This window comes from Amycolatopsis thailandensis (genome assembly GCF_002234405.1).
GTDB classification, from domain to species: Bacteria; Actinomycetota; Actinomycetes; order Mycobacteriales; family Pseudonocardiaceae; genus Amycolatopsis; species Amycolatopsis thailandensis.
In genome coordinates this window covers 1-21,742 of the sequence record NZ_NMQT01000006.1, presented here as the reverse complement: position 1 = coordinate 21,742, position 21,742 = coordinate 1, and the positions used below count along the sequence as shown (strand labels likewise).

Here is a 21,742-nt window from a genome sequence, read left to right as displayed (position 1 = left end):
CACCGGTGCCACCGGTGCGTCCGGCGCCGATGCAGCAGCCGCGGCCCCAGCCGGCGCGTCATCGTGTCCGCTGGGTCGCTTCGCCGCCTCCCGGCGCCTGGCCGCAGCGTCGCAAACCCGTGGCCGAGCGCTACTCCGGTCCGCCGTCCTATCCGGTCCCGCCGCGCTGGGGGTTCCCGAACCTGGTCTGGCGCCGCCCGACAGCGGTCCCCGGGACGGCGTCCGGCGAAGTCACCGCCGGGGAGCGCCTGCGGGTCATCACGCGCAGTCTTCTGCCGGTGCTGTGGACCTTCGCCGCCCTCGCCGTCATCGCGGCGGCCGCGGAGATCTGGCGCTACGTCCTGCTCGTGCAGAGCCGCGACTCCGCGCTGTCGACGTCCGTCGTCTCGGTGTCCGACAGCTTCGTGATCACTGCGGGCCTGCTCACGACGATCCTCTCGCTGCTGCCTTCCGGGCTCACCGTGTGGTGGCTGCTCGTGGCCAGGCACGCCGCCGCGGACGCCTCCGGTGAAGTGCCGCCGAGGCGGCTGTGGCACGTGCTGGTGTTCGTGCTGGTGCCGGTGGTGAACCTGGTGATGGTGCTGCCGATCCTCGCCGAACTCGAACACGCCGTCCTGCGCCGGACCCGGGAAACGCGGCCGAAGCCGTCGCGGCTCGTGCTGATCTGGTGGGGTGTCTGGGCGGCCAACTGGCTGCTGCTGGTGCTCGTCATCGTCTGGCGATTCCGCGACGGCGTCCAGGCGCTGGCCGACGGCGTCGTGCTGGTCGCGCTGACCGATCTGGCCGCGGCCGGGCTGGCGGTGGTGACGGCGCTGCTCGTGAAGCGCATGTCCGGCCTTCTCGCGCCTGTGGCGGAGAAGCGCCTTCGCCTGCTTCGCGTGCTGAAGGTGGAGGGCGCTCCGGACCCGGAACGGCGCGACCGCCCCACCTCTTCAGTGCGCTGACGCAACTTTTCCACCAACTGTTGAATGCGGATCCACGCACTCTGCCGAAGGCTGATCGGCCTGTAAGATGGGGGCATGAGCAGCGAGCAGCAGAAGTACGACCTGCCCGCCGGGGTGACCGGCAGGGTGAGGTCTACTTCCAGCGGCCTGCGTAAGCCTCGCACCATGAAGGCGGGCAAGTTCGGTCTGGGCATGAAAACCGTTCTCGTCGGTCAGGACGCGAATGAGCCGACGAAGCCGTACTCGCAACCGTCGTTCTTGGGGATGTTCGATCTTCCCGCTGACGCGTCCGAGAACGTGAAGGCTGTCGTGCGCGGCCAAGACGTCGCCTGAGCGCACGACGGGGACAAGCGAAAGTCGATGGCCCGTCCGATCGTGGTAGACGCCGGCCCCCTCATCGCCATGGTCAGCCGGAAAGACGACCACCATCAGGCGGTGGTCGCATGGCTGGAAACCGCGGCTACGCGTGATCTGCTGGTGCCGTCGCTGGTGCTGACCGAGGTATGTCATTACATCGAGAAGTACCTCGGTGGTGAAGCCGAAGCGGCGTTCATCGAGGGACTCATGCGCTCGCCTCAGTTCGCGATCTATCACCCCATGGACGACGATTTCCGGCGGATGGCCGTGCTGATGCGGCAGTACTCGGATTGGCCGCTCGGTCTGGCGGACGCGGCCGTCGTGGCCACCGCGGAAAGGCTGAAAACGGTCGAGGTGGCGACGGTGGACCGTCGGCACTTCGAGCACATCAAGCCCGTGCACGTCTCCCACTTCACGCTCTATCCCGAAACGACCCGCTGACCTGCGGAAAGAGAGCAAGGGACCTTTGCTATCGCGTGGTGACCGGTAGCGAGCGCAGGCCCCGGATCACGAACTCCGGCCGCCGTTCCGGCGTCTCCGCGAGCTCCAGCCCGGGCAGCTTCGTGGCCAGCGACGTCAGCGCGGCCCCGATCTCCACCCGCGCGAGCGGGGCGCCGACGCAGTAGTGGATGCCCATGCCGAAGCCGAGGTGCGCGTTCGGCGTGCGGCCGATGTCGAGGGTGTCGGGCCGGTCGAACACCTTGGGGTCGCGCGCGGCGGCGCCGAGGAGCGCGCCGATCTTCTCGCCCTCGGCCACCCGGAATCCGGCGATCTCGACGTCGGTGGTCGCCGTCCGCTCGAAGAGCTGGAGCGGCGCGTCGAAGCGGATCAGCTCCTCGACGCACGGGTCCAGCAGATCCGGGGAGGCCACCAGCCGCTCCCACTGGTCCCGGTGGGTCAGCAGCGCGTTGACGCCGTTCCCGATGACGTTCACCGTCGCCTCGTGCCCGGCCATCAGCAGCAGGACCGCGGTCGCGACCAGCTCGTCCTCGGTGAGCTCACTGCGCAGGAGATCACTGACGATGTCCTCGCCGGGGGAGTCCGCGCGCTGCTTCGCGACGTCACGCAGATAGTCGACGAACTCCGCGGCCGCTACTTCGGCGGCGTCGCGCTTGTCCTCGGCGAGTCCGTACTCGTACATCTTCACGATGTGGTTCGACCAGGTGACCATGCTCGGCCCGTTCTCGACCGGGACGCCCAGGAGCTCCGCGATGACCGCGACCGGAAGCGGCTGCGCGAGGTGCGCCAGGAGATCGGCCGAGCCGGTCTCGGCGATCTCGGCGGCGAGCCCGTCCACCATGCCGTCCGCGAGTTCGGCGACCATCGGCCGCAGCCGCTGGACGTGCCCGCGTCCGAACGCGCCCGCGATCACCCGCCGCAGCCGGGTGTGGGCGGGCGGCTCGTTCTCCAGCAGCGAGTTGCGGTGCAGCAGGTTGAACGACGCGAACCGCTCCACCGGCAGCGCGTCCTGCCAGATCCGGCCGAGCCCGCGATGCCGCAGGACCGCGGCCGACGCGGCGTGAGACACCGCCACGGCGATACCGAGGCCGTCGTGCCGGTGGACTTCGCCGCGCTCACGGAGTTCGGCGAAGGACGGATACGGATTCGCGAGGAAGGCCGGGTCGGCGAGGTCGAACACGTCCCGACTGTAGCCGCGCCGCGCCGGGGAACCGTCCCGGCGCGGCGCGCTGGTCACAGATGCAGCCAGAGGCCCAGGTGCAGGCCGATGCCGTGGTGATGGTGCCCGTGGTGGTGATGGCCGACGCACAGCAGCAGGCAGTGGCGCGCCTGGTCCGCCGACTCGGACTGTGGCGCGGCCGAGGCCGTGCCCACGGCGGGCCCGGCCAGCATCAGCCCGAGTGCCACGGGCAACGCGGCCAAGGCGGCCCGGCGCTTCGAGGTGCTCATCTGTGATCCCTTCTCCGCACTACGACGCCGGATGGCGCCGAGATCGAGTATTCGGTGCGGTGAGGGGAAAACGGCAGGCTGATCACCCGCGATTAGATCGTCCGGATGATGACAACCGTTTTCAGTCATGTTTGCGTGATACCCGAACGGCCGCTGAAACCGGCCGATCCGGTCGATCCGGTGGTCAGTGGGGTGTCGTCCGCGACGATTCCGTCACCGGCCCCGGTGAACCCCGGGGGTCTTACGAGGCCCGTGCCCTTCCCGCGATAGCGTTCCGAACCGAGCTTGAGGAGGCTGACGTGGGCAAGGGTTCGCGCAAGAAGGGTCCCAAGACGACCTCGGACCGCAAGCCGAAGGTGCGCGACGTCTTCGTCGGCCAGCCCTTCGAGGGACTCGCGGCGGAGACCGAACTGATCGCGCTGCGCGAGTTCGTCCCTTCGGCGACGGCGTCGCTCACGCTGGCGGGCTCCGGCGAGAAGGTCACCCTCGGCACGGTGCTGCCGATGGCGGCGGCCGCGTTCGTCCGGTCCGACGGCGAGCGCTACATCGGCATGCAGGTGCAGACCCGGTCCTCGGACATCAGCCGCGACCTCGGCCGCGCGCTGCAGTGGGTGCTGGAGGCCAAGGAGGGCGACGTCCTGTCCGTGCCGGACACCACGACGCCGCCCACCGCCGACGAGAAGGCCCGCTTGCAGGACCTGCTCGAAACGAGCGTCGAACTCGACGCCACGCTCTACAACGACTTCGCCTGGTGGCTGCCCGAGGACGCCGACGCGAGCGGCGACGTCGCGCTGTCCCTCGAGCGCGCGAACGCGGCGATCATGCCGACCGAGCGCCTCGGCGCGGGTGCCTACTGGGTGCTCGCCGGTGAGAAGGCGCACCTGCGCTGGGTTCGCCCCGAGCCGGAGAACCTGCTGCTGCAAGCGCTTGCGCGGCTGTCCGCGGCCGGTGAGCTGGGCCTCGGCGAGGGCTCCCGCTACGCCGGTTCGTTCCGCGCGCACGGGCTCCTCGTCCCGGTGTGGGACCTCGACCCCGAGGCCCACGCCCGCGAGTGGGCCGACGCGAAGGAGCAGCTCGGCGTCCGGCTCGAAGCCGCGCTGAAGTCCCTCGACTCCGAGCCGCTCAACGCCGCCGAGCGCCGCTCGCGCGACGGCCTGATCGGCCGTCAGCTCACCATCCGCTGACATCCCTCGCGTTTCGTCCTCTGAACGCGGTGGTTGCCCGCGCAACCACCGCCTTCAGAGGACGAAGTGCGCGAGGATGGTCCCGTGATCCTCCATATCTGCCCCAAGGGTGACTGGTCCGAAGAGGGCGTCTACACCGCCGCGTCCCTCGAATCCGACGGCTTCATCCACTGCTCGGACCCGGGAACCGCGCACATCCCGGCCAACGCCGTGTTCGCCGGCCGCACCGACCTGCTGCTGCTGGAGATCGACCCGGCGCTCGTCGGCGCGCCCGTCGTCTGGGAGGACGGCGACCCGCCGCATCCGGCCGGGATCCAGTTCCCCCACGTGTACGGTCCGATACCCCGTAACGCCGTGGTGGCCGTACACGAATTCCCTGTTCAGGGGGACGGTTCGTTCAGGATTCCCGACTCCGTGTCGAGACGGTGAGCAGGAAACTCCTCATCCGGCCGGGCGTCTCCCGAAAGTGTTCGCGGCAAGAGACAACCTGTGGGGGCGGTCATGCGTTTCGGGAGAGGTGAGCCAGGCGAGCCTGGCCGAGTGACCCCGGGAGGAGGCGATACGGTGACCGCTGCCGCGACGGTCATCCCGGGGACGGAAGTCTGGGGAGCCGGCGAGAGCCGAGGGAGAGACGTGCCGGGCGAGCTCACCGACTTCGGCGACTTCGTGCAGGCCAGCCTTCCCGGCCTGATCCGGTACGGGCACGCCCTCACCGGGAATCCGCACGACGCCGCCGACCTGGTCCAGACCGTGCTGGAGAAGATCGGCTCCCGCTGGTCCTACGTGCAGCACAAGACCGGCGACCCGATGGCCTACATCCGCCGTTCGATGGCCAACGCGCACATCAGCCGCTGGCGCCGGACCAAACGGGAGAGCCTCGTCGCCGACCTGCCGGACACCCAGCCGTACAGCCCGGCCGACCCGTTCGAGCACGAGCCGTTGTGGCAGGCGTTACGCGCGCTGCCGCCGAGGCAACGCGCGGTGATGGTCCTGCGTTACTACGAGGGGCTGTCGGAAGCGGAGATCGCGGATTCGCTCGGCGTCAGCCAGGGCACCGTCAAGAGCCAGGCGAGCAAGGCGATCGCGTCGCTGCGCACGAAGCTCGCGTTGTTCGAACCCAAGGACGAAGGGAGGGAAGCGGGATGAACATGTCCGAGGAAGACGTACAGCAGAAGCTGCGCGACCTGTTCTCCGACGAGCGGCTCGGCGCGGGATCCACGCTGAATCCCGAGACGATCGTCGCGGGCGCCCGGCGCCGCCGTCGTCGCCGCCAGCTGATGCAGACCACGAGCGGGATGGCCGCCGCGATCGTCATGGTGGGCGGCGGGCTCACGGTCTTCACGATCCACGACAAGGACAACGGCGCGGCCTTCCCCGGCGACCAGCTCACCATGGGCGCGGCATCGTCGAGCCTGGCGCGACCCGGGCCGGGCACCTCCGAGCCGCCGGTGTCCTCGCCCGCGCCGCCGCCGACCCACACGGCCGCGCCCCCGCAGTCGACGGCCTCCGACGGGCCGGTCAAGCCGCCGAAGAGCACCGCCGCCACGAAGCCGCCCGCTCAGGGCAAGGTGACCACCGGCGCGCTGCTGACGTCCGCCGGTTTCGGCAAGCTCCGGCTCGGGATGAGCGAGTCCGAGGCGGAGGCCACCGCCGGCCCGCTGCGGGCGAAAGAGGTCCGGGGCACCTGCACGTACGGCTACGCGGAAGGTGCCGCCGTTCCGGGGCCGTCGTCGGTGTCGCTGACCGAGGCCGAGGGGATCACCGTCATCAACCCGGCGGGCACGGTGCATACGCCGGAGGGGATCGGTGTCGGCTCGACCGAGGCGGACATCCTCGCCGCCTACCCCGGCAGCACCAAGGACGGCGGCGCGTATGTCGCCCCGGTGAGCGCGGTGAGCGCGTACCGGATCTTCGTGGCCAAGGACGGGTCGGCCGTCAGCATCCTGCTGACCAGCATCAACCAGGACTGCCAGTTCAGCTGAGGTCGTCCGCGCGAAAGGAAAACCCGGGCTGCTCCAAGGGGGAGAGCCCGGGTTTTCCTTGTGGTGGGAGCGTTGGTCAGTGCGTCAGAGCGCGCCGCCCGCGACGGGGGGCATGCTCGAATCGGTGCCGCCGTCCCCGACGGACTCGCGGTGCAGGTGGTTCTCCACCTCGAACAGGTTGCCGTCGGCGCGCTTGACGATGTTGAGCAGCGTGGACATTTGGGAGATCTCCTCGACCTGCTCCTTGAGGAACCACTGCGTGAACTGCTCGCCGATGTAGTCCTCTTCGGCGCGGGCGGCCTTGGCCAGCTGCTGGATGTCGGTCGCGACGTCCTTCTCCTGCTGCAGCGCGAGCTCGATGAGCTCACGGACGTCGGAGAAGTCGTTGCGCACGTCGCCGGTGCCGGGGATCTCCACGTGGTGGTCGGTGTCCAGCATGTACTGGACCAGCGCCATTCCGTGGTTCCGCTCTTCGACGGACTGCTTGTAGAAGTGCTTCGCGAGCTGCGGCAGGTCCTCGGCGTCGAACCAGACCGCCAGCGCGATGTACTGCTGGGAGGCGTTGAACTCGTTGTGGATCTGCGCCTGCAGCAGTTCGTAGAACTTCGAGCGCGGTTGCTTCTTGAGGAGGGCCATGTGTTCGAAGATACGCCATTCCCCTATTTGATTTCCAGTTTTTCCTGGTGATCTGCCCCCTATTAGGTTACCATTACCGACAATAGGTCCACCTCAATTAAGTAAGCCTTCCCTAATCAATTCGAATCAATTAGGGAAGGCTTACTTAATTTGTGGCTCAGATGCTTTCGCGCCGGATCGGGCACGACATGCAGCGCGGCCCGCCGCGGCCGGAGCCCAGCTCGGAGCCGGTGATGGCCAGCACCTCGATCCCGGCTTCCGTCAGGCGGGCGTTGGTTTCCACATTACGTTCGTACCCGACGACGACGCCGGGCGCGAGCGCGAGGGTGTTGTTCCCGTCGTCCCATTGCTCGCGTTCCGCGGTGACCGGATCGAGTCCGGTGTCGATGACGCGGAGCCGGTCGATTCCCATCGCTTCGGCGGCCGCGGTGAGGAATGGGGCAGGCCCTTCCACCTTCACCGAACCGTCGTCGGTGGGGCGCATGGTGAACGCGGTCAGTGAATCGGCCGAAAGCGGATACATGACGACGGCGTCGGCCGCGACCATCGTGCAGACGGTGTCCAGATGCATGGTCGCGCGGGTCTGCTGGATCGGGACGGCGAGCACGGTGTGCGCGATCCCGTCGGCGAACACCGACCGGGCGAGGGATTCCGCGCCGGCCGCGGTGGTGCGCTCGCCGACGCCGATGGCCAGGACGCCCGGCGAGAGCAGCATGACGTCGCCGCCTTCGATCGGCGCCGAATGCGCGCCGTACGCGCGGGCCGCGTGGCGGAACCACGGGTGGTAGGCGTAGATCAGGTCCAGCACCGCGGTCTCGCGGACGCGCGCGGGCATGGTGAGCGAGGAGACCGCGACCCGGTTGCCGATCCAGGCCGACGAGTCACGGGTGAACAGCAGGTTCGGCAGCGGATCGACGGCGAAGTCGTTCGGGTGGTTCATCAGCCGGACCAGCGAGGCGCCTTCGGCGGCGGGCAGCTCCTCGAAGGTCATGCCCGCCATCAGGACCTCGGCCAGCACCGCGGGCGAGACGCTCGACAGGTGGGAGCGGAGCGAATCGGCCAGGTCGGGCCCGAGCCGCCGCTCGTCGACCGCCGCGTGCACGCCGGCCGCGTGGGCGCGGGTGTCGCCGAGCGCCGTGCGGAGCGCGTCGGCCAGCAGCAGCACCTCGACGCCGCGGCCGCGCAGCACCTCGGCGAACGCGTCGTGCTCCTCCTGCGCGCGGTCCACCCAGGGGATGGAATCGAACAGGAGCTGGTCGTTGTTGCGAGGCGTGAGCCTTTTGAGCTCGTTGCCGGGCCGGTGCAGCAGCACCGCACGCAGGGGGCCGACTTCGCTGTCAACTCGGGGTGGAGTCGTCTCGTCAATCACGAGTTCACACTAGCTAGGGAAGCCAGGAAACTCGCCCCTTGAGCAGCGCGTATCCGACGAAGGAAACGAAATCCAGCGCGGTGTGCGCGACGATCAGCGGCCACAGCCGGTTCGTCTTCTGCCACAGCCTGCCGAACACCAGGCCCATCACGACGTTGCCGACGAAACCGCCGAATCCCTGATACAGGTGATACGACCCGCGCAGCACCGACGACGCGACCAGCGAGGTGTTCTCGCGCAGCCCCAGTTGCCGCAGCCTGGTCAGCAGATAAGCGACGACGAGCACCTCTTCGGCGAACGCGTTCCCGAAGGCCGACAACGTCAGCGTGATCGGACGCCACCACGTTTCGCCCAATGTGGACGGTTGCACCGACAGGCTGAACCCGAGGCTGTAGGAGAGGAAGTACAGGCCGAGCCCCGGAATCCCGATCACCGCGGCGAGCAGGAGCCCGTGGACGACGTCGCGGCCGGGGCGCTGTCTGTCGAGCCCGATCTGGCCGAGCTTCATCCCGCCGCGCCACAACAGGTACAGCCCGAGCGCGCCCCAGCCGACCAGCTGGCCCGCGCTCAGGAGCTGTTTGAGCAGGTCGACCAGGCTCAGCGTCGCCTGCGGGACGTTGAGCTGGGCTTGTTGCTGCGCCAGCGGGGCAGGCTGCAGCAGTGAGTCCACAAGGGACAGCAGGCTGCGCAGCCCGGACAGGCCGAGGGTGATGCCGAAGACGACGACGAGTTCGATGACGATCGCGCGACGGCGCGCCGGGTCTTCCACGAATTCCGGCAGCGCCGGGCGTTCGGGACGCAGCCAGCTCATCGGCCGCACGCTACCGTGTGGCTGAAGGACGCTTTCACCTCATGTCACGCGGTGAAGGGCGCTTTCCCCGCATCGCATGCGGGCATGGTTCCCTTCAGCCCTGCCCGGTGACCGTCCACGAGCTACCGTCGGGTCATGCCCAGGAGTATCGCGACCAACGAAACCGTCGACCGGGCCGCGCTCGTCGACTTCCTGTCCACCCGGCACCGCGCCATCCTGATGACCACCAAGGCCGACGGCGGCCCGCAGCTCTCGCCGGTGACCTGCGGAGTCGACGGCGAGGGCCGCTTGGTCATCTCCACGTATCCGAAGCGCGCGAAGGTGGTGAACATCCGGCGCGAGCCGAAGGTGTCCGCCTGCGTCCTGTCCGACGAGTGGAACGACCAGTGGGTCCAGCTGAACGGCACCGCCGAGGTCCTCGACCTGCCCGATTCGGTCGAGCCGCTGGTCGACTACTTCCGCGCGATCTCGGGTGAGCATCCCGACTGGGACGAGTACCGCGAAGCGATGGTGAAGCAGGGCAAGAGCATCATCCGCGTCACCATCGAATCGTGGGGCCCGATCGCCAAGGGCGGCTTCCCGGCGGAACTGGCCTAGCGAGACACAACGAGGTCTCCCCAAGGGCGCCCTGCGCCCGACGGAGACTTCACCGACGCGCGCCTTTTTCGGGCGGATGCCCACGGAAATGTTTTGCGGGGCGGCTCGGTCGCCCGCCCGGTCGTGACGACGGGCCTCCGCCCTGCGAAATATTTGCGTCAGCGCGCGTCGAAAGAATACGGGCAGCCGACCAGGCGGCGGATCTCGCCGCTCAGCTGCTGCGGGCCCTCGACCGGCCGTGAGAACGCGAGCCGGACGTCGTGGTCGCCTGAGTCGGCCTCGACCCGCAGCCGCAGACCGTAGCGATCCAGCCCGAGCGGCCGGATCCAGCCGCCGCGCAGCTCGGCGGGCACGTGCTTGGCGAGTTGCTGGACGACGTCGGCGTGGTCGCTCTCCAGATGGCGCAGCCACGCGGCCTCGTAGTCGTGGAACGGGTCCGGCGGCGCGGCGCTGAACATATGCGGCCGGAGCGAGTGCGTGCCCTCGGCGTCGGCGAGGACCAGCGACGCCGGGGTCAGCCTCAGCAGCGTCAGGCCGTGCCCGACGTCGAGCAGTCGCTCGTCCGGCCGGGTTTCGGCGATGGAGACCGCGCGGGCGCGCGCCGAGACCTCGGAGAGCGGGCGGAGCCAGCCGGTGATCCACAGCAGCCCGCGGATGGGTTCGCGCAGGTCGACCGGCGCCTGATCGGTCAGTTCGACCATCACCGCGAGCTCGCCGCGTTGCGCCTCGTGCGCGCGTTTCACCAGGTGGTGCTCGTCGGGCAGCAGCACGCTGACGCTGCCGCTCGTGTGCACGTGGTGCAGTTCGGGGATGACGCGGCCGTACTGTCCTGGCTGGTCGCGCTGTTCGGCGGTCGGCATGAGCGTCGCCGGTCCGTTGCGGGTGGCGATCGTCTTCGCGCGTTCCGCGGGGTTCGGCGCCGGCGGGCGGCGAATGGACGTCGGTGTGGTCACGGCTCACCTCCTAAGTTAGGTGAGCCTAACCTGATTTACGCGTCGAGTGGAAGTAGCCTGGATCACTTCTCGAGAAGTGCGTATACGTTGACCAGGTGGAAGAGCACAGAATCCGGGGTGTCGAACCACCCGAAGGGGTTCCGGCCATCAACATGCCGGTGCTGGCACCCTTGCTCGACCGGCTCATCGTGACGTACGGGACGATGCTCTTCACCGCCGGGATGATCGTCGCGCTGGGCGTCTACCTGGCGTTTTCGGGGCGGTACGGGGTGGCCGTGCCCGCGTTCCTGATCTCCTTCATGACACCGGTCGCGGTCTACTTCGGGTACGTCCTGCTCGTCGGATGCTCGCCGATGCGGAAGCTCACCCGCAAGCCGTTCCGCCTGGTGAGCGAGCTCGACGACGCCGTCATCGCCGGTGCGTGGGTGAGCGTCCCGCTCGACGGCCGCTGGTTCGCCATCCGGCTCCCCGCCCCGCTCCGCGCACAACTCGCGGCTCAGCGGCGGCTGTGGGTGCTGGGGCCGTTCTTCCTGCTTCCCGGTGTGATCGTCCCGCGGAACGGCAAGTGCCGGGACGCCCCCGTGAAGGGCTCGGTGCCGCTGACGACCCAGCCGGTCTCGCCGGGACGGATGCTCACCCTGCAACGTCGGCTTCTGGCGTCGTACTACCTGTTCACCGCCGGTATCGCGCTGGTGGCGGCCGCCTTCTCGATCTGGGTCGCGATCGATTTCCCGGACCGCCGCAGCGTCCTGGTGCTGGACGCGCAGGTACTGGCCGCCCTCTGCCTCGTCGCGACGATCGGCCTCGTCATCACGGCCGTCGTGATGACGAGGCCGTCCCCGGAGCCGACGTGGACCGAACTCGCCGTCATCTCCGGACCGGCGTCGGTCAACCTCGTCGGCATGGTCACCATGAAGGGACGGACGGTGCTGCCCGACGGCCGCGAGGTCACCGTCCGGGCCGGTGGTTCGGATCCGTCGCTGGCCGCGAACATCGCCGCGACCGGACGGCTGTGGGTGCTCGGGCCGCCGATGGCCGGGAGGATGGCGAAGGCAGGAGTGCCGGGCCACGCGGTTTTCGGGCCGGTCAAGTTCGGGAAGTGAGCTCAGCCGAGCGAGCGCCGCGTCGCTTCCTCGGTCTCCACCACACCCCGCCGGATCCCTTCCAACTGCTCGTCCAGCTCGCCGATCGTGGTGGTGTCGAGCAGCGAATCGCCGGTCGCGGCCGATAACTCCGCCGCCCTGGCGACTAGCCCGTCGAGCCCGAGCGCGCCGGATCGCAGCTGTGCCAACAGCTTCCGCTGCGCGCTCGAAAGCCGCGCGTGCACGTCTTCCTGGGCTTGCACGGCTTCGAGCGACTGGGTCAGCTCGTCGCGGATGTCGTCGTCGGCGGTCTTCAATTCCTTCCGCAGCCGGGCTTTCTCGGCGGACACCGCGCCGACGTCCACCCGCGTCAGCGCCTTGCCGGTGGCCGTCGCGCGGCCCGCCAGCCGTCGGAGCGTGTCGACGGTTTCCCGCACCACCGGTTCCATGCCGGCCACCCGGCCGGCGAGCGGGCCGGCTTCGAGCGAGCCGGAAATCGACCGGAACCCGTCGGCCGCCGACTCCGCGCGCCGCAGCCAGTCCGCCTCGGGTGAACCCGGTTCGACGTCCGGGAGTGCTCGTTCTTCGGGCTCCGGCAAGGGTTTCGGCCGCGTGGCGGCGGCGACCCCGGCACGGGCGGCGAGCACGGTGACGCCGACGCCGAGCGCGGCGAGGGCCGGCAGCTGCACCGCCCAGGCCGCACCCGCCGACGTCGCCGCGAGGAGCAGTCCCCACGGTTCGGCTAGCTCACGGACGAAGCGCATATCCGAGGATCTCAGAAATTCGAGATCACGGCGGTGAAGACCTGGTCGATCGAGTCCGGTTTGGACGAGTCGTACCCGACGCCCTGAGTGGTCTCGGCGATCTCCTTGAGCACGTTCAGGTCCGCGTCGGAGCCGTAGGCGATGGTGAACATCCGCACCGCTTCGCCGCCGCCCTCGGTCCGCAGCTGCCCGACGAGGTTCTGCAGATCGATCCCGCCCGGATCCTCGTTCCGGCCGTCGGTGAGCACGACGACGGCGTTGATCGCGTTCGGGTCCAGCCGCTGCTTCATGAACTCGTACGCCGCGAGCGACGAGTCGTAGAGCCCCGTCCCGTTCTGCGGTGTCAGCCCGTTCAGCCGCGACGCCAGCTCCTGCCTGCCCGGTTCACCGCCGATCGGCGACACCGGCCGGAGTTCGAAGTAGTCCTTGTCGCCGTTCAGTTTCGTGGAGAACATCCACAGCCCGACCTTGTCCGCGTCGCTGAACTGCGGCAGCGACGCCACGGCCGCCTGTTTCGCGAGATCCATCTTGTTCTTGCCGGTCCCGCTGACGCCGTCGCCCATCGAACCGGAGACGTCGACGACCAGCAGCACGTTCGCCTTCTTCCGCAGGTCCTTCCACGACTTCAGCACCTCGGTCAGCACCGGCGGGCTCGGCGGGCGGATCAGGTTGAACTTCCCGTCGGGCTGGGCGCCGTTCTCCGAGGTGGTCTGCGAGCCCGGTTTCCCGTCGAAGGTGCGGAAACCGATGTCGCTGAACTTCTGCTGCGCCTCGGCGCCGCGCAGATGCGCGAGGAAATCCGCCGCGACCTGCTTGTGGAGGTCGTCCGCCCAGTTCAGCACGGTGAACGGGTGATCGGAGTTGAGCGTGCCGTCGCTCGGGTAGATCCCGACGAGCGGCACCTTCGGCGGCGCGTGCTGACCGCGTTTCGCCGGGTCGTTGGTGGGATTGCCCTGGTTGTAGCCGACGAGCGAGTTCTCCTCGACCGTCACCGCCGAGATGTACGACAGCGCGGCGCCGCGGTCGTCGGCCTTCTGCAGGTTCGTCAGGAACGTCAGCGTGTTGTCGCCGTAGTGGACGATGGCCTGCTCGACGTTCTGCACGAACGTCCGCGCCTCCGGTTTCGCGAGCGCGTTCGCGGTGAGGTCCGAAGACGTGCCCGTCGCCGCGTAGTAGGCGCCGATGGTGGCGTTGAGGCCGGACGTCGAGATGTTCGGATTCGTCTTGCCCAGCCGGAACTTCCCCCACTCCGGATGCCCGTACTTCGCCCAGCCCTGCGGATCCGTGGCGAGCGCCGCGAGGTCCTTCCAGCCGATGCCCTTGCCCGGCCAGCCGAGCGCCTCGGCCATCGGTTTCGGCATGGCGACGACCAGTGGCGCGTTCGCGACCGATTCCGGGTCGCCCTCGGGGACCAGAGCGGGGTGGTCGGTGCCGGTGAGGTTCTGGCGCAGCAGGTTCACCCAGCCGGACGCCGCCGGCGTCCAGACGTCCGGCCGCGGTCCGTCCACAGCCTCGTTCCAGCCGCGCGACAGCGCCTGCATGGCGGTGCCGGAGGACTTCGACTGCACGAGCACGTCGACGCAGCGCCCGGCCACCGTGCGGCCGCTGTAGCCCTTGGCGATCTCGGTGACCACGCCCGCCTTCTCCGGCGACGACGACACCCGCAACTTGACCGCGTCGCCCGTCGTGCACTTCGCTTCCGCGGCCTCCTCGCCGGAGTCGCTCGTGATCGCGCGCAAGCCGATGATCAGGCCGATGGCGACCACCGCCGCGGCCACGAACGCCAGGACCTTGCGGCCGCCGCGGGACTGCTGAGGATTCACGACCATGGAGAACCTCCGCCGGTGGGGACACCGATTATCCGGAGGTTTCGCCTTGCCCGGCTTGGCGTTGCCGAACCGTTGCGGCCGTGGCGGTACTTATCCCGCCATCTTTTCCGCATTTAGTCCTCTGAATGCGTGGGCACCTGCTCGCGCCGGTCTTCGAATACCGCATTCAGAGGACTAAATGCGTGGCATCAAGCTCCCGGACCCCGGCCGGACCAGGTCCACGCGTAGCCGTGGTCCTCCGACGCGTCGGCCGCTTCGCCGAGCTCCAGCGGCGCGAAGGTGTCCACCATGACCGCGGTCTCGTCGAAGAACTGGGCGCCGATCGACGCCTCCGCCGCGCCGGGCTGCGGCCCGTGCGTGAAGCCGGACGGGTGCAGCGAAAGCGAGCCGATCTCGATCCCGGAACCCTTGCGCGCCTCGTAGTTGCCGCGGACGTAGAACATCAGCTCGTCGGAGTCGACGTTCGCGTGGTTGTACGGCACCGGGATCGACTCGGGGTGATAGTCGACCTTGCGCGGGCAGAACGAGCAGACCACGAAGTTCGGGCCCTCGAACGTCTGGTGCACGGGCGGCGGCTGGTGCACGCGGCCGGTGATCGGCTCGAAGTCGTCGATGTTGAACACCCACGGGTACAGGCAGCCGTCCCAGCCGACGACGTCGAACGGGTGGGTCGCGTAGGTGTAGCGCGTCAGCCCGGCGCGGTGCCGCACGAGGACCTCGACGTCGGTGCCGTCGGCGACCAGCGGTTCGGACGGGCCCCGGATGTCGCGCTCGCAGTACGGCGAGTGCTCCAGGAACTGGCCCTTCGCCGACAGGTACCGCTTCGGCGGGCCGATGTGGCCGCGCGCCTCGATGGTCAGCAGCTTGACCCCGCCGTCGTGCGGGAGCACGCGATAGGTGCACGACGTCGGGATGACGAGGTAGTCGCCGTCGCCGACCTCCAGCGCGCCGTAGATCGTCTCGACGGTCGCGCTGCCGCCCTGGACGTAGAACAGCTCGTCGCCCGCCGCGTTGCGGTACAGCGGCGAAGGCCGGGTCGCGTGGACGAAGCCGATGGTGACGTCGGCGTTGCCGAACAGCCTCCGCCGGTCGGTGACCGCGTCGGCGTCGCCGAACTTGAGGTCGTGCGTCTTGTACGCGCGGGGCTTGAGCGGGTGGTTCGGGGTGATCGGGCCACGCTCGTCCTCGATCGCGACGGCGTCGACGATCGCGGTGGGCAGACCGCGGTGGTAGAGCAGTGCCGAGTCCGCCGAGAAGCCCTCGACACCCATCAGTTCCTCGGCGTACAGGCCCCCGTCGGGCTTGCGGAACGCCGTGTGGCGCTTGTGCGGGATCTCGCCTACCTGCCGGTAGTAAGGCATCGGAATCTCCCCGGAACGTGTCCGTTGTGCGAACGATTTTGTCCTGATGTCGTACGCTACTAGCGTGTCAGTCGTGTCAAGCGCTGTGGAACTCACGCCACCCGGCCCCCGAGGAATCCCTCCCCTGTTCGCGCGGCTCGTCGACGACTCGGCGTTGTTCCCGCCCGGTGAGGCGTCCATGCCCGAAGCGCTGCGTGCGCACTTCGCGTCGAGGGCCGGTGAGCACTCCGGCGTCCTCGGTGTGTTCCTGTGCCAGGCGTCGAGGCTGCCCGAGCTCATCACCGAACTCATCAAGATCAAACCGAAGGAACCGCTGCCGCTGTCGCTGATCATCGACACCGGTCTCGGCGGGGTCCCGAAGGCGATCTCGATCGTCGAATCCCGCAGCGAGATCCTCGCACTGCGCATGGTGGAGATGCCGGCGCCGTCGGACGTCGACGAGGTCTGGCTGGAGCGCGTCTCCGAGTTCGTGCCGGAGGACGTCATCCGCGTGGTCGAGCCGCGGCGCGGCGTCGGCTGGCTGGACGGCGTGCGGAAGGTGATCGAGCACGGCAGCTGGCCGAAGATCCGCTGCGGCGGCAAGGCGGGCGAGAACTTCCCCAGCGTCGACGAGGTCGCCGACTTCCTCGCGGTGGTCAGCGGCTCGACCGGGGCGTCGTTCAAGGCGACGAACAGCCTGCACCGCGCCGTTCGCCACACGGACGAGACGAGCGGCTTCACCCACCACGGCTTCCTGAACCTCATCGTCGCGTCGGCGCGGTGCCTCTCGGGTGGCGACGTGCGCGCCGCGCTGGAGTCGACCGACAGCGCCGCACTGGCCGCCGAGGCCAAGGGGATGTCGGAGCCGGCCGCGAAGGCCGTTCGCGGGCTCTTCGCCTCCTACGCGGCGGCTTCGTTCGACGAGCCCGTCGCCGACCTCGGGGAACTCGGGCTCTTGTGACCCGCGAAGGGTCGCTGACTCTCGACCGCGGTCTGGCGCTGTTGCAGGCCGTGGCGGACGCGGGTGGCGAGGCGGCGACGATCTCCGAACTCGCCGTCGCCATCGGCGCGAGCCGGGCCGCCGTCTACCGGCTGCTCGTCCCGCTGTCCGAACGCGGCCTGGTGTGGCGTGACGGGAACAAGGTGCGGCTCGGCGTCGGCCTGCTCCGGCTCGCCGGGCAGGTCCTCCCGCAGCTGCGCGAGGCGGCCAGGCCGGTCCTGCGGGAGCTGGCGGAGAAGGTCGGCGCGACGGCGCATCTGTCGGTCGCGCAGGGGGACCAGGCGCAGGCCGTCGCGGTCGTCGAACCGTCCTGGACGAGCTTCCACGTCGCCTACCGCGTCGGCACTCGCCATCCGCTGTCCGCCGGCGCGGCGGGCAAGGCGATGAGCCTGCGGCCCGGCGGTGGCGAAGGCTGGGTGACCTCGTCCGGCGAGCTGGAGGCCGGCGCGTCCGGGGTCGCCGCGCCCGTGCGCGGGGTACCGGGACTGAAGGCCAGCATCGGTGTCGTGTCGCTGGAGCCGCTGGACGCGTCCGTGGTGGGGCCCGCCGTCGTGGCGGCCGCCGTCCGGCTGGCCGAGGTGCTGAAACAGCCCGAGTAGCGCGTCAGCGGGTGCTGAGCAGCGGGCGCACCATGGTCGCCAGCAGGGTGAGGTCGACGGCGAACAGGAGCCGCTCGAACAGGCCGAGCGTGATTTCCTGGTGCGACGGCCCGGTGAGCATCGTCCAGACGAAGCCGCCGAGCACGATCACCACCGCGGCGAAGCTGGCCACCGAAAGCCGCCGGATCGTCGTGCGGCGCGGCTCCCACGGGCAGCGCGCCCGGCCGGGGCGGGTCAGCACCCAGGCGGCGGCGGGAAGCGCGAGGAAGGCCGTCAGCGCGGCGTAGTTGTGGATCTGCCCGGCCAGCGAGCGGGCCTGGCCCTCGGGGTCGACCGGGACCAGCGCGAGGACGAACAGCCCGGCGCACCAGACGCCGAGCAGGACGAGGACGGACTCGTACCCGCTGCGGTGCGCCTTCGCGATGCCGCCGAGCAGGGCGAGCGAGCCGAACCCCAGCGCCAGGCACATCGCGCCGAACAGCGGAGCCGCCGTCGAACCGGGCGAGAGGTAGCCGTAGACGTACTCGGACAGCGTCTGCCAGATCGGGCTGACCTGGCTGGACAGCCGCAGATGCAGGTCGATCGAGATCGCGACGGCGACGGCCATGCCCAAGATCGCGAGCCTGCCGTGCACAGGGGAAACGGCGAGTGTCTTCGGCGAGGTCACGACCGGTTTCTCCAGGCACGTCGGGGTGGGTGTTCACCTTTTCGTTCCCGAAAGGTTACCCGGCGAACCTGTGAAAAAGCCGTGGGCCTCAGAAGGCCAGCTGAGCCAGCGCGAACAGCGAGAACCCGGCGAAGACGAAGCCCGCCACGCGCTGGATGAGCTTCGGGCGGATGCGGCTGCGAACCTTCGCGCCGATGAAGACGGCGAGCCCGGCGACGGCGACCAGCGCGACGAAGGAGCCGAGCGCGACCGCGAACGGGTTGCCGAAGCGGGCCGTGAGGCTGGCCGTCGCGAGCTGGGAGGCGTCACCCCACTCCGCGGCGAAGAGCACACCGAAAGACGTCAGCGCGGAGCGGAGGAAGGACACGGGACCCGCTCCGGACCGCGACGCGTCTTCGCCGCCGTCCTGGCCGGGGCTGAACCCTTCGCGAAGGAGCATGTACGCACCGATACCGAACATCGCGGCGACGATCGCGGTCACCAGCGTCTCGGGCAGCAAAGTGAGCACACTGCCGAAGGTGGCGGCGATCGCACATTGCACGGCGAAGGCCGCGGTCACCCCGGCGAATACCGGCCACGCGCGGAAACGGGTGGTGAGAACCAGGGTGGCGACGAGGGTCTTGTCCGGCAGCTCCACGGCCAGTACCAGGCCGAACGCGCTGATCAGCGCCAGCATCGAGTCAGACATGATGAATTCGCACCCCTTTCATTGCAACGATAAAGGGGCGATTCAGAGAAAGGCAAGCTGATCGCATTTCCGAATCGCGCTGCCTGCGCGGGCGAATTGTTTTTCGAGGCGTAGCAGAAAGGAGATTTCGGTGAACCGAATTCTTTTTTCCGGCTTCGCTGGTAGCTTCGGCTGTCATGGACGAGAGAGCGCGGATCGAGGACGTGTGCACGCGGCTGAAGGACCACTACGTGTTCCCTGACGTCGCCGAGAAGCTGACGGTGTACCTGCGGGCGAGGCTGGGCGACGGCGCGTACGCCGGGTTGGACGACCAGGCGTTCGCCGTCGCGGTGACCCAGGACCTTCAATCGGTCAACGGGGACAAGCATCTGCGGCTGCGGCACCACGTCGACCCGTTGCCCGAGGTGAACGGGGAGTCCTTCGACCCCGAGCAGTTCCGGCGCGAGGCGGAACTGAACTGCCACGGCATCGCGGCGGCGCGACGGCTGTCCGGGAACGTCGGCTACCTGGAGACGAAGCTGTTCTACGGGCCGGACATCGCCGGCGAGGCCCTTTCCGCGGCGATGACACTGCTCGCGACCACCGACGCGCTGATCCTCGACGTCCGCGAGAACCGGGGTGGCAGCCCCGCCGCGGTGGCCCTGCTGATCAGCTACCTGGTCGACGAGCCGACGCACTTCAACAGCATTTACCTGCGCGATGGCGACGTGACGAACCAGATGTGGACCCTGCCGTACGTGCCGGGGCGGAAGTTCGGTCCGGACAAGCCGGTGTGGGTCCTGACGGGGCCGACGACGTTCTCCGGAGCCGAGGATCTGAGCTACTCGTTGCAGCAGCTGGGGCGGGCGAAGACGGTCGGCGCGGTCACCGGCGGCGGCGCGAACCCGCGGCAGCAGTACAAAGTGGACACCCATCTGGATGTCACCGTCCCGGGTGGACGTGCCGTGAACCCGGTCACGGGAACCAACTGGGAAGGCGTCGGCGTCCAGCCCGATATCCCGGTCGCCGTCGAGGCCGCGCTCGACACCGCCTACGCGTTGGCGCTGGAACACGTGCTGACGCTGGGGGACACGGGAGTGCGGCGGCCGGTCGCCGACGAGGCCAGGCTCACACTCGCCGGTCTCGGCTGACCAGGGCGTGGGACCTACGTCCTGTCGAGATCAGGACCACTTGAACTGGCGGGCTCATCGAGCGTTGAGCAGGCTTGAGGCGTGGAGGTTCTCGATCTCGCTAGGTGGCAGTTCGGCATTACCACCGTCTATCACTTCCTGATGGTCCCGCTGACCATCGGGCTTTCGGTCCTGGTCGCCGGGATGCAGACGGCCTGGGTCCGCACGGGTGACGCGCGCTACCTGAAGATGACCAAGTTCTGGGGGAAACTCCTGCTGGTCAACTTCGCGATGGGCGTGGTCACCGGGATCGTGCAGGAGTTCCAGTTCGGGATGAACTGGAGCGCGTACTCGCGGTTCGTCGGGGACGTGTTCGGCGCGCCGCTGGCGATGGAAGGGCTCGTCGCGTTCTTCGTCGAGTCGACCTTCCTGGGGCTGTGGATCTTCGGCTGGGACAAGCTGCCGAAGAAGGTCCACCTGGCGTGCGCGTGGGCGTATTCGCTGGCGACGGTGGCGTCCGCGTACTTCATCCTGGCGGCGAACTCGTGGATGCAGCATCCGGTCGGCGTCGAGTTCGTCGACGGGAAACCGACGATGAACTCGATCTGGGCGGTGCTGACGAACAACACCGCGCTGGCCGCGATCCCGCACACGCTCGCGGGTGCCTTCTCGGTGGCGGCGGCGTTCCTGGTCGGTGTCGCGGGCTGGCGGTTGTGGCGCAAGCGTTCGGAGGACGACGAGCACCGCGCGGTGTGGCGTTCGTCGTTGCGTCTCGGCGGCTGGACCGGCGTGGTGGCGTTCGCGGTGCTGGCGATCACCGGTGACATGCAGGGCAAGCTGATGTTCGAGCAGCAGCCGATGAAGATGGCTTCGGCGGAAGCGTTGTGCCACACGGAGAAACCGGCGAGCTTCTCGATCATCGCGATCGGGGACGTGAGCGGTTCGAACTGTGAGGACGTCAAGACGTTCAACGTGCCCGCGTTGCTCTCGTTCCTGGCGCACAACGACTTCTCGACCGAGGTCAAGGGCGTCGAAAACCTGGTGACCGAGTACCAGGCGAAGTACGGCACGAACTACCCGGACGACCCGCAGCTCGGTTCGCTCGCGGGGAAGCCGATCGACTACGTGCCCAACCTTCCGGTGACCTACTGGGGTTTCCGCGCGATGATCGGCTTCGGCGCGATCTCGGCCGGGATCGGGCTGCTCGCGCTGTGGCTGACGCGGCGCGGGCGGATCCCCGGGCAGCGCTGGTTCCCGTGGCTCGTGCTCGGCGGCATCGCGACGCCGTTCATCGGCAACAGCGCCGGCTGGATCTTCACCGAGATGGGCCGTCAGCCGTTCGTGGTGGTGCCGAACCCGACCGGCGTGGACGGGGTGTGGATGTTCACCGCGCAGGCCGTCTCGAAGTTGTCCACAGGCGAGGTCTGGACGTCGTTGATCGCGCTGACGACCGTCTACGCGGTGCTCGGCGTCGTCGAGGTCTTCCTGATGCGCAAGTACGTCCGCGGCGGCGTCGACGCCGTCATGCCGCCCAAGAAAACGACCTCGACCAGCAAGAACAGCGACTCGGAAGGCGGTGACGGCGATGACGACGCGCTGGCCTTCGCCTACTGATCGCCTCTTGACGTCACCTACCCAGCCCCCCGCCCTTCCCGGGGGACGGCCCCGCACCCAGCGTATCGGGGGTGTCGCTCAGGTGGGTTACCCACAGCCTATCTGTGGACAACTCGGGTGGTTGTGGATAACTCAGGGCGAGCAGGTGGGGAAGCGCCGGTTCGGGCGGGCAGGCGTGGTAGCGGCGGGTTGCGAAAGCCACTTTCGCAACGCTCAAGGTTGCGAAAGTGGCTTTCGCAACGTCCGGAGCGGGCAGGTGACCGGGCGCGGGACCGAGCGGGCCGAGCGGGCCGAGCGGGCCGAGCGGGC

24 protein-coding genes are annotated in these 21,742 nt (G+C 68.9%); 13 read left to right on the top strand and 11 right to left on the bottom strand.

The window, feature by feature from the left end; translation table 11 throughout:
- The first annotated feature begins 5 nt into the window (after positions 1 to 5).
- From CFP71_RS01140 to CFP71_RS01130, 3 genes are all read left to right on the top strand, one after another.
- On the top strand, positions 6 to 944 hold the full coding sequence (locus CFP71_RS01140) for a DUF4328 domain-containing protein (RefSeq protein WP_093931948.1): 939 nt from the start codon (positions 6 to 8) through the stop codon (positions 942 to 944).
- A gap of 75 nt (positions 945 to 1,019) precedes the next feature.
- Positions 1,020 to 1,277 carry a hypothetical protein gene (locus tag CFP71_RS01135; protein WP_093931947.1) on the top strand — a complete coding sequence of 86 codons (258 nt, stop codon included), beginning with the start codon at positions 1,020 to 1,022 and terminating at the stop codon, positions 1,275 to 1,277.
- A 27-nt stretch (positions 1,278 to 1,304) separates the two neighbouring features.
- A complete protein-coding gene (locus CFP71_RS01130; protein WP_093931946.1) occupies positions 1,305 to 1,742 on the top strand; it encodes a type II toxin-antitoxin system VapC family toxin in 438 nt (145 codons plus the stop codon).
- A gap of 28 nt (positions 1,743 to 1,770) precedes the next feature.
- Here the strand turns inward: CFP71_RS01130 and CFP71_RS01125 are convergent, their stop codons facing one another.
- Positions 1,771 to 2,940 (bottom strand): cytochrome P450, encoded by a 1,170-nt coding sequence (locus CFP71_RS01125; protein ID WP_093931945.1) that lies wholly within the window; start codon positions 2,938 to 2,940, stop codon positions 1,771 to 1,773.
- Between the two features lie 53 nt (positions 2,941 to 2,993).
- On the bottom strand, positions 2,994 to 3,209 hold the full coding sequence (locus CFP71_RS01120) for a hypothetical protein (RefSeq protein ID WP_093931944.1): 216 nt from the start codon (positions 3,207 to 3,209) through the stop codon (positions 2,994 to 2,996).
- Positions 3,210 to 3,508: 299 nt separating this feature from the next.
- Between CFP71_RS01120 and CFP71_RS01115 the strand changes: the two genes are divergently transcribed.
- From CFP71_RS01115 to CFP71_RS01100, 4 genes are all read left to right on the top strand, one after another.
- On the top strand, positions 3,509 to 4,393 hold the full coding sequence (locus tag CFP71_RS01115) for a DUF5926 family protein (protein ID WP_093931943.1): 885 nt from the start codon (positions 3,509 to 3,511) through the stop codon (positions 4,391 to 4,393).
- 84 nt (positions 4,394 to 4,477) lie between these two features.
- Positions 4,478 to 4,822: a DUF952 domain-containing protein gene (locus tag CFP71_RS01110; protein ID WP_093931942.1), complete on the top strand. Its 345-nt coding sequence runs from the start codon at positions 4,478 to 4,480 to the stop codon at positions 4,820 to 4,822.
- A 204-nt stretch (positions 4,823 to 5,026) separates the two neighbouring features.
- The gene (locus CFP71_RS01105) at positions 5,027 to 5,539 is read left to right on the top strand and encodes a SigE family RNA polymerase sigma factor (protein ID WP_093931941.1); all 513 of its coding nucleotides are present in this window, start codon (positions 5,027 to 5,029) and stop codon (positions 5,537 to 5,539) included.
- Positions 5,536 to 6,375, top strand: a complete 840-nt coding sequence (locus CFP71_RS01100) for a hypothetical protein (RefSeq protein ID WP_093931940.1) — start codon at positions 5,536 to 5,538, stop codon at positions 6,373 to 6,375. Before CFP71_RS01105 ends, CFP71_RS01100 begins: the two co-directional genes overlap by 4 nt.
- A gap of 84 nt (positions 6,376 to 6,459) precedes the next feature.
- Here CFP71_RS01100 and CFP71_RS01095 read toward each other — a convergent pair whose 3' ends face one another.
- From CFP71_RS01095 to CFP71_RS01085, 3 genes are all read right to left on the bottom strand, one after another.
- Positions 6,460 to 7,011, bottom strand: a complete 552-nt coding sequence (locus CFP71_RS01095) for a ferritin (protein ID WP_093931939.1) — start codon at positions 7,009 to 7,011, stop codon at positions 6,460 to 6,462.
- Positions 7,012 to 7,168: 157 nt separating this feature from the next.
- Positions 7,169 to 8,380: an arginine deiminase gene (locus CFP71_RS01090; protein ID WP_093931938.1), complete on the bottom strand. Its 1,212-nt coding sequence runs from the start codon at positions 8,378 to 8,380 to the stop codon at positions 7,169 to 7,171.
- 13 nt (positions 8,381 to 8,393) lie between these two features.
- Positions 8,394 to 9,191: a CPBP family intramembrane glutamic endopeptidase gene (locus CFP71_RS01085; RefSeq protein WP_093931937.1), complete on the bottom strand. Its 798-nt coding sequence runs from the start codon at positions 9,189 to 9,191 to the stop codon at positions 8,394 to 8,396.
- A gap of 135 nt (positions 9,192 to 9,326) precedes the next feature.
- Here CFP71_RS01085 and CFP71_RS01080 point away from each other — a divergent pair, with 135 nt between their 5' ends.
- A complete protein-coding gene (locus CFP71_RS01080) occupies positions 9,327 to 9,788 on the top strand; it encodes a PPOX class F420-dependent oxidoreductase (RefSeq protein WP_093931936.1) in 462 nt (153 codons plus the stop codon).
- Between the two features lie 158 nt (positions 9,789 to 9,946).
- Here CFP71_RS01080 and CFP71_RS01075 read toward each other — a convergent pair whose 3' ends face one another.
- Positions 9,947 to 10,741 (bottom strand): DUF2470 domain-containing protein, encoded by a 795-nt coding sequence (locus CFP71_RS01075; protein WP_093931935.1) that lies wholly within the window; start codon positions 10,739 to 10,741, stop codon positions 9,947 to 9,949.
- A 95-nt stretch (positions 10,742 to 10,836) separates the two neighbouring features.
- On the opposite strand from CFP71_RS01075, the gene CFP71_RS01070 reads away from it, so the two are divergent.
- A complete protein-coding gene (locus CFP71_RS01070) occupies positions 10,837 to 11,844 on the top strand; it encodes a hypothetical protein (protein WP_093931934.1) in 1,008 nt (335 codons plus the stop codon).
- A gap of 2 nt (positions 11,845 to 11,846) precedes the next feature.
- On the opposite strand, the gene CFP71_RS01065 is transcribed toward CFP71_RS01070, so the two are convergent.
- The 3 genes from CFP71_RS01065 to CFP71_RS01055 all read right to left on the bottom strand — a co-directional run bounded on the left by CFP71_RS01065 (position 11,847) and on the right by CFP71_RS01055 (position 15,777).
- A complete protein-coding gene (locus CFP71_RS01065) occupies positions 11,847 to 12,587 on the bottom strand; it encodes a hypothetical protein (protein ID WP_093931933.1) in 741 nt (246 codons plus the stop codon).
- Between the two features lie 11 nt (positions 12,588 to 12,598).
- Positions 12,599 to 14,416 carry a substrate-binding and vWA domain-containing protein gene (locus tag CFP71_RS01060; RefSeq protein WP_093931932.1) on the bottom strand — a complete coding sequence of 606 codons (1,818 nt, stop codon included), beginning with the start codon at positions 14,414 to 14,416 and terminating at the stop codon, positions 12,599 to 12,601.
- 188 nt (positions 14,417 to 14,604) lie between these two features.
- Positions 14,605 to 15,777: a homogentisate 1,2-dioxygenase gene (locus tag CFP71_RS01055; protein ID WP_093931931.1), complete on the bottom strand. Its 1,173-nt coding sequence runs from the start codon at positions 15,775 to 15,777 to the stop codon at positions 14,605 to 14,607.
- Between the two features lie 85 nt (positions 15,778 to 15,862).
- On the opposite strand from CFP71_RS01055, the gene CFP71_RS01050 reads away from it, so the two are divergent.
- Positions 15,863 to 16,717, top strand: a complete 855-nt coding sequence (locus CFP71_RS01050; protein WP_167405958.1) for a hypothetical protein — start codon at positions 15,863 to 15,865, stop codon at positions 16,715 to 16,717.
- The gene (locus CFP71_RS01045; RefSeq protein WP_093931930.1) at positions 16,714 to 17,355 is read left to right on the top strand and encodes an IclR family transcriptional regulator; all 642 of its coding nucleotides are present in this window, start codon (positions 16,714 to 16,716) and stop codon (positions 17,353 to 17,355) included. Before CFP71_RS01050 ends, CFP71_RS01045 begins: the two co-directional genes overlap by 4 nt.
- Positions 17,356 to 17,359: 4 nt before the next feature.
- Here the strand turns inward: CFP71_RS01045 and CFP71_RS01040 are convergent, their stop codons facing one another.
- Positions 17,360 to 18,022, bottom strand: coding sequence for a DUF998 domain-containing protein (locus CFP71_RS01040; RefSeq protein ID WP_093931929.1), 663 nt, complete (start codon positions 18,020 to 18,022; stop codon positions 17,360 to 17,362).
- An 88-nt stretch (positions 18,023 to 18,110) separates the two neighbouring features.
- Positions 18,111 to 18,698, bottom strand: coding sequence for a TMEM165/GDT1 family protein (locus tag CFP71_RS01035; RefSeq protein ID WP_039914838.1), 588 nt, complete (start codon positions 18,696 to 18,698; stop codon positions 18,111 to 18,113).
- A 188-nt stretch (positions 18,699 to 18,886) separates the two neighbouring features.
- Here CFP71_RS01035 and CFP71_RS01030 point away from each other — a divergent pair, with 188 nt between their 5' ends.
- Both CFP71_RS01030 and CFP71_RS01025 read left to right on the top strand, forming a co-directional pair.
- Positions 18,887 to 19,840: a S41 family peptidase gene (locus CFP71_RS01030; protein ID WP_093931928.1), complete on the top strand. Its 954-nt coding sequence runs from the start codon at positions 18,887 to 18,889 to the stop codon at positions 19,838 to 19,840.
- An 81-nt stretch (positions 19,841 to 19,921) separates the two neighbouring features.
- Entirely contained in the window at positions 19,922 to 21,433 is a 1,512-nt protein-coding gene (locus CFP71_RS01025) for a cytochrome ubiquinol oxidase subunit I (protein ID WP_093931927.1), read from the top strand.
- Positions 21,434 to 21,742: the final 309 nt, after the last annotated feature.

Coding starts and splice junctions, on each gene's coding strand:
- CFP71_RS01135 (WP_093931947.1), top strand. CDS start 1,020: ATGAGCAGCGAGCAGCAGAAGTACGACCTGCCCGCCGGGGTGACCGGC.
- CFP71_RS01130 (WP_093931946.1), top strand. CDS start 1,305: ATGGCCCGTCCGATCGTGGTAGACGCCGGCCCCCTCATCGCCATGGTC.
- CFP71_RS01120 (WP_093931944.1), bottom strand. CDS start 3,209: ATGAGCACCTCGAAGCGCCGGGCCGCCTTGGCCGCGTTGCCCGTGGCA.
- CFP71_RS01100 (WP_093931940.1), top strand. CDS start 5,536: ATGAACATGTCCGAGGAAGACGTACAGCAGAAGCTGCGCGACCTGTTC.
- CFP71_RS01095 (WP_093931939.1), bottom strand. CDS start 7,011: ATGGCCCTCCTCAAGAAGCAACCGCGCTCGAAGTTCTACGAACTGCTG.
- CFP71_RS01085 (WP_093931937.1), bottom strand. CDS start 9,191: ATGAGCTGGCTGCGTCCCGAACGCCCGGCGCTGCCGGAATTCGTGGAA.
- CFP71_RS01080 (WP_093931936.1), top strand. CDS start 9,327: ATGCCCAGGAGTATCGCGACCAACGAAACCGTCGACCGGGCCGCGCTC.
- CFP71_RS01065 (WP_093931933.1), bottom strand. CDS start 12,587: ATGCGCTTCGTCCGTGAGCTAGCCGAACCGTGGGGACTGCTCCTCGCG.
- CFP71_RS01060 (WP_093931932.1), bottom strand. CDS start 14,416: ATGGTCGTGAATCCTCAGCAGTCCCGCGGCGGCCGCAAGGTCCTGGCG.
- CFP71_RS01055 (WP_093931931.1), bottom strand. CDS start 15,777: ATGCCTTACTACCGGCAGGTAGGCGAGATCCCGCACAAGCGCCACACG.
- CFP71_RS01035 (WP_039914838.1), bottom strand. CDS start 18,698: ATGCTGGCGCTGATCAGCGCGTTCGGCCTGGTACTGGCCGTGGAGCTG.
- CFP71_RS01030 (WP_093931928.1), top strand. CDS start 18,887: ATGGACGAGAGAGCGCGGATCGAGGACGTGTGCACGCGGCTGAAGGAC.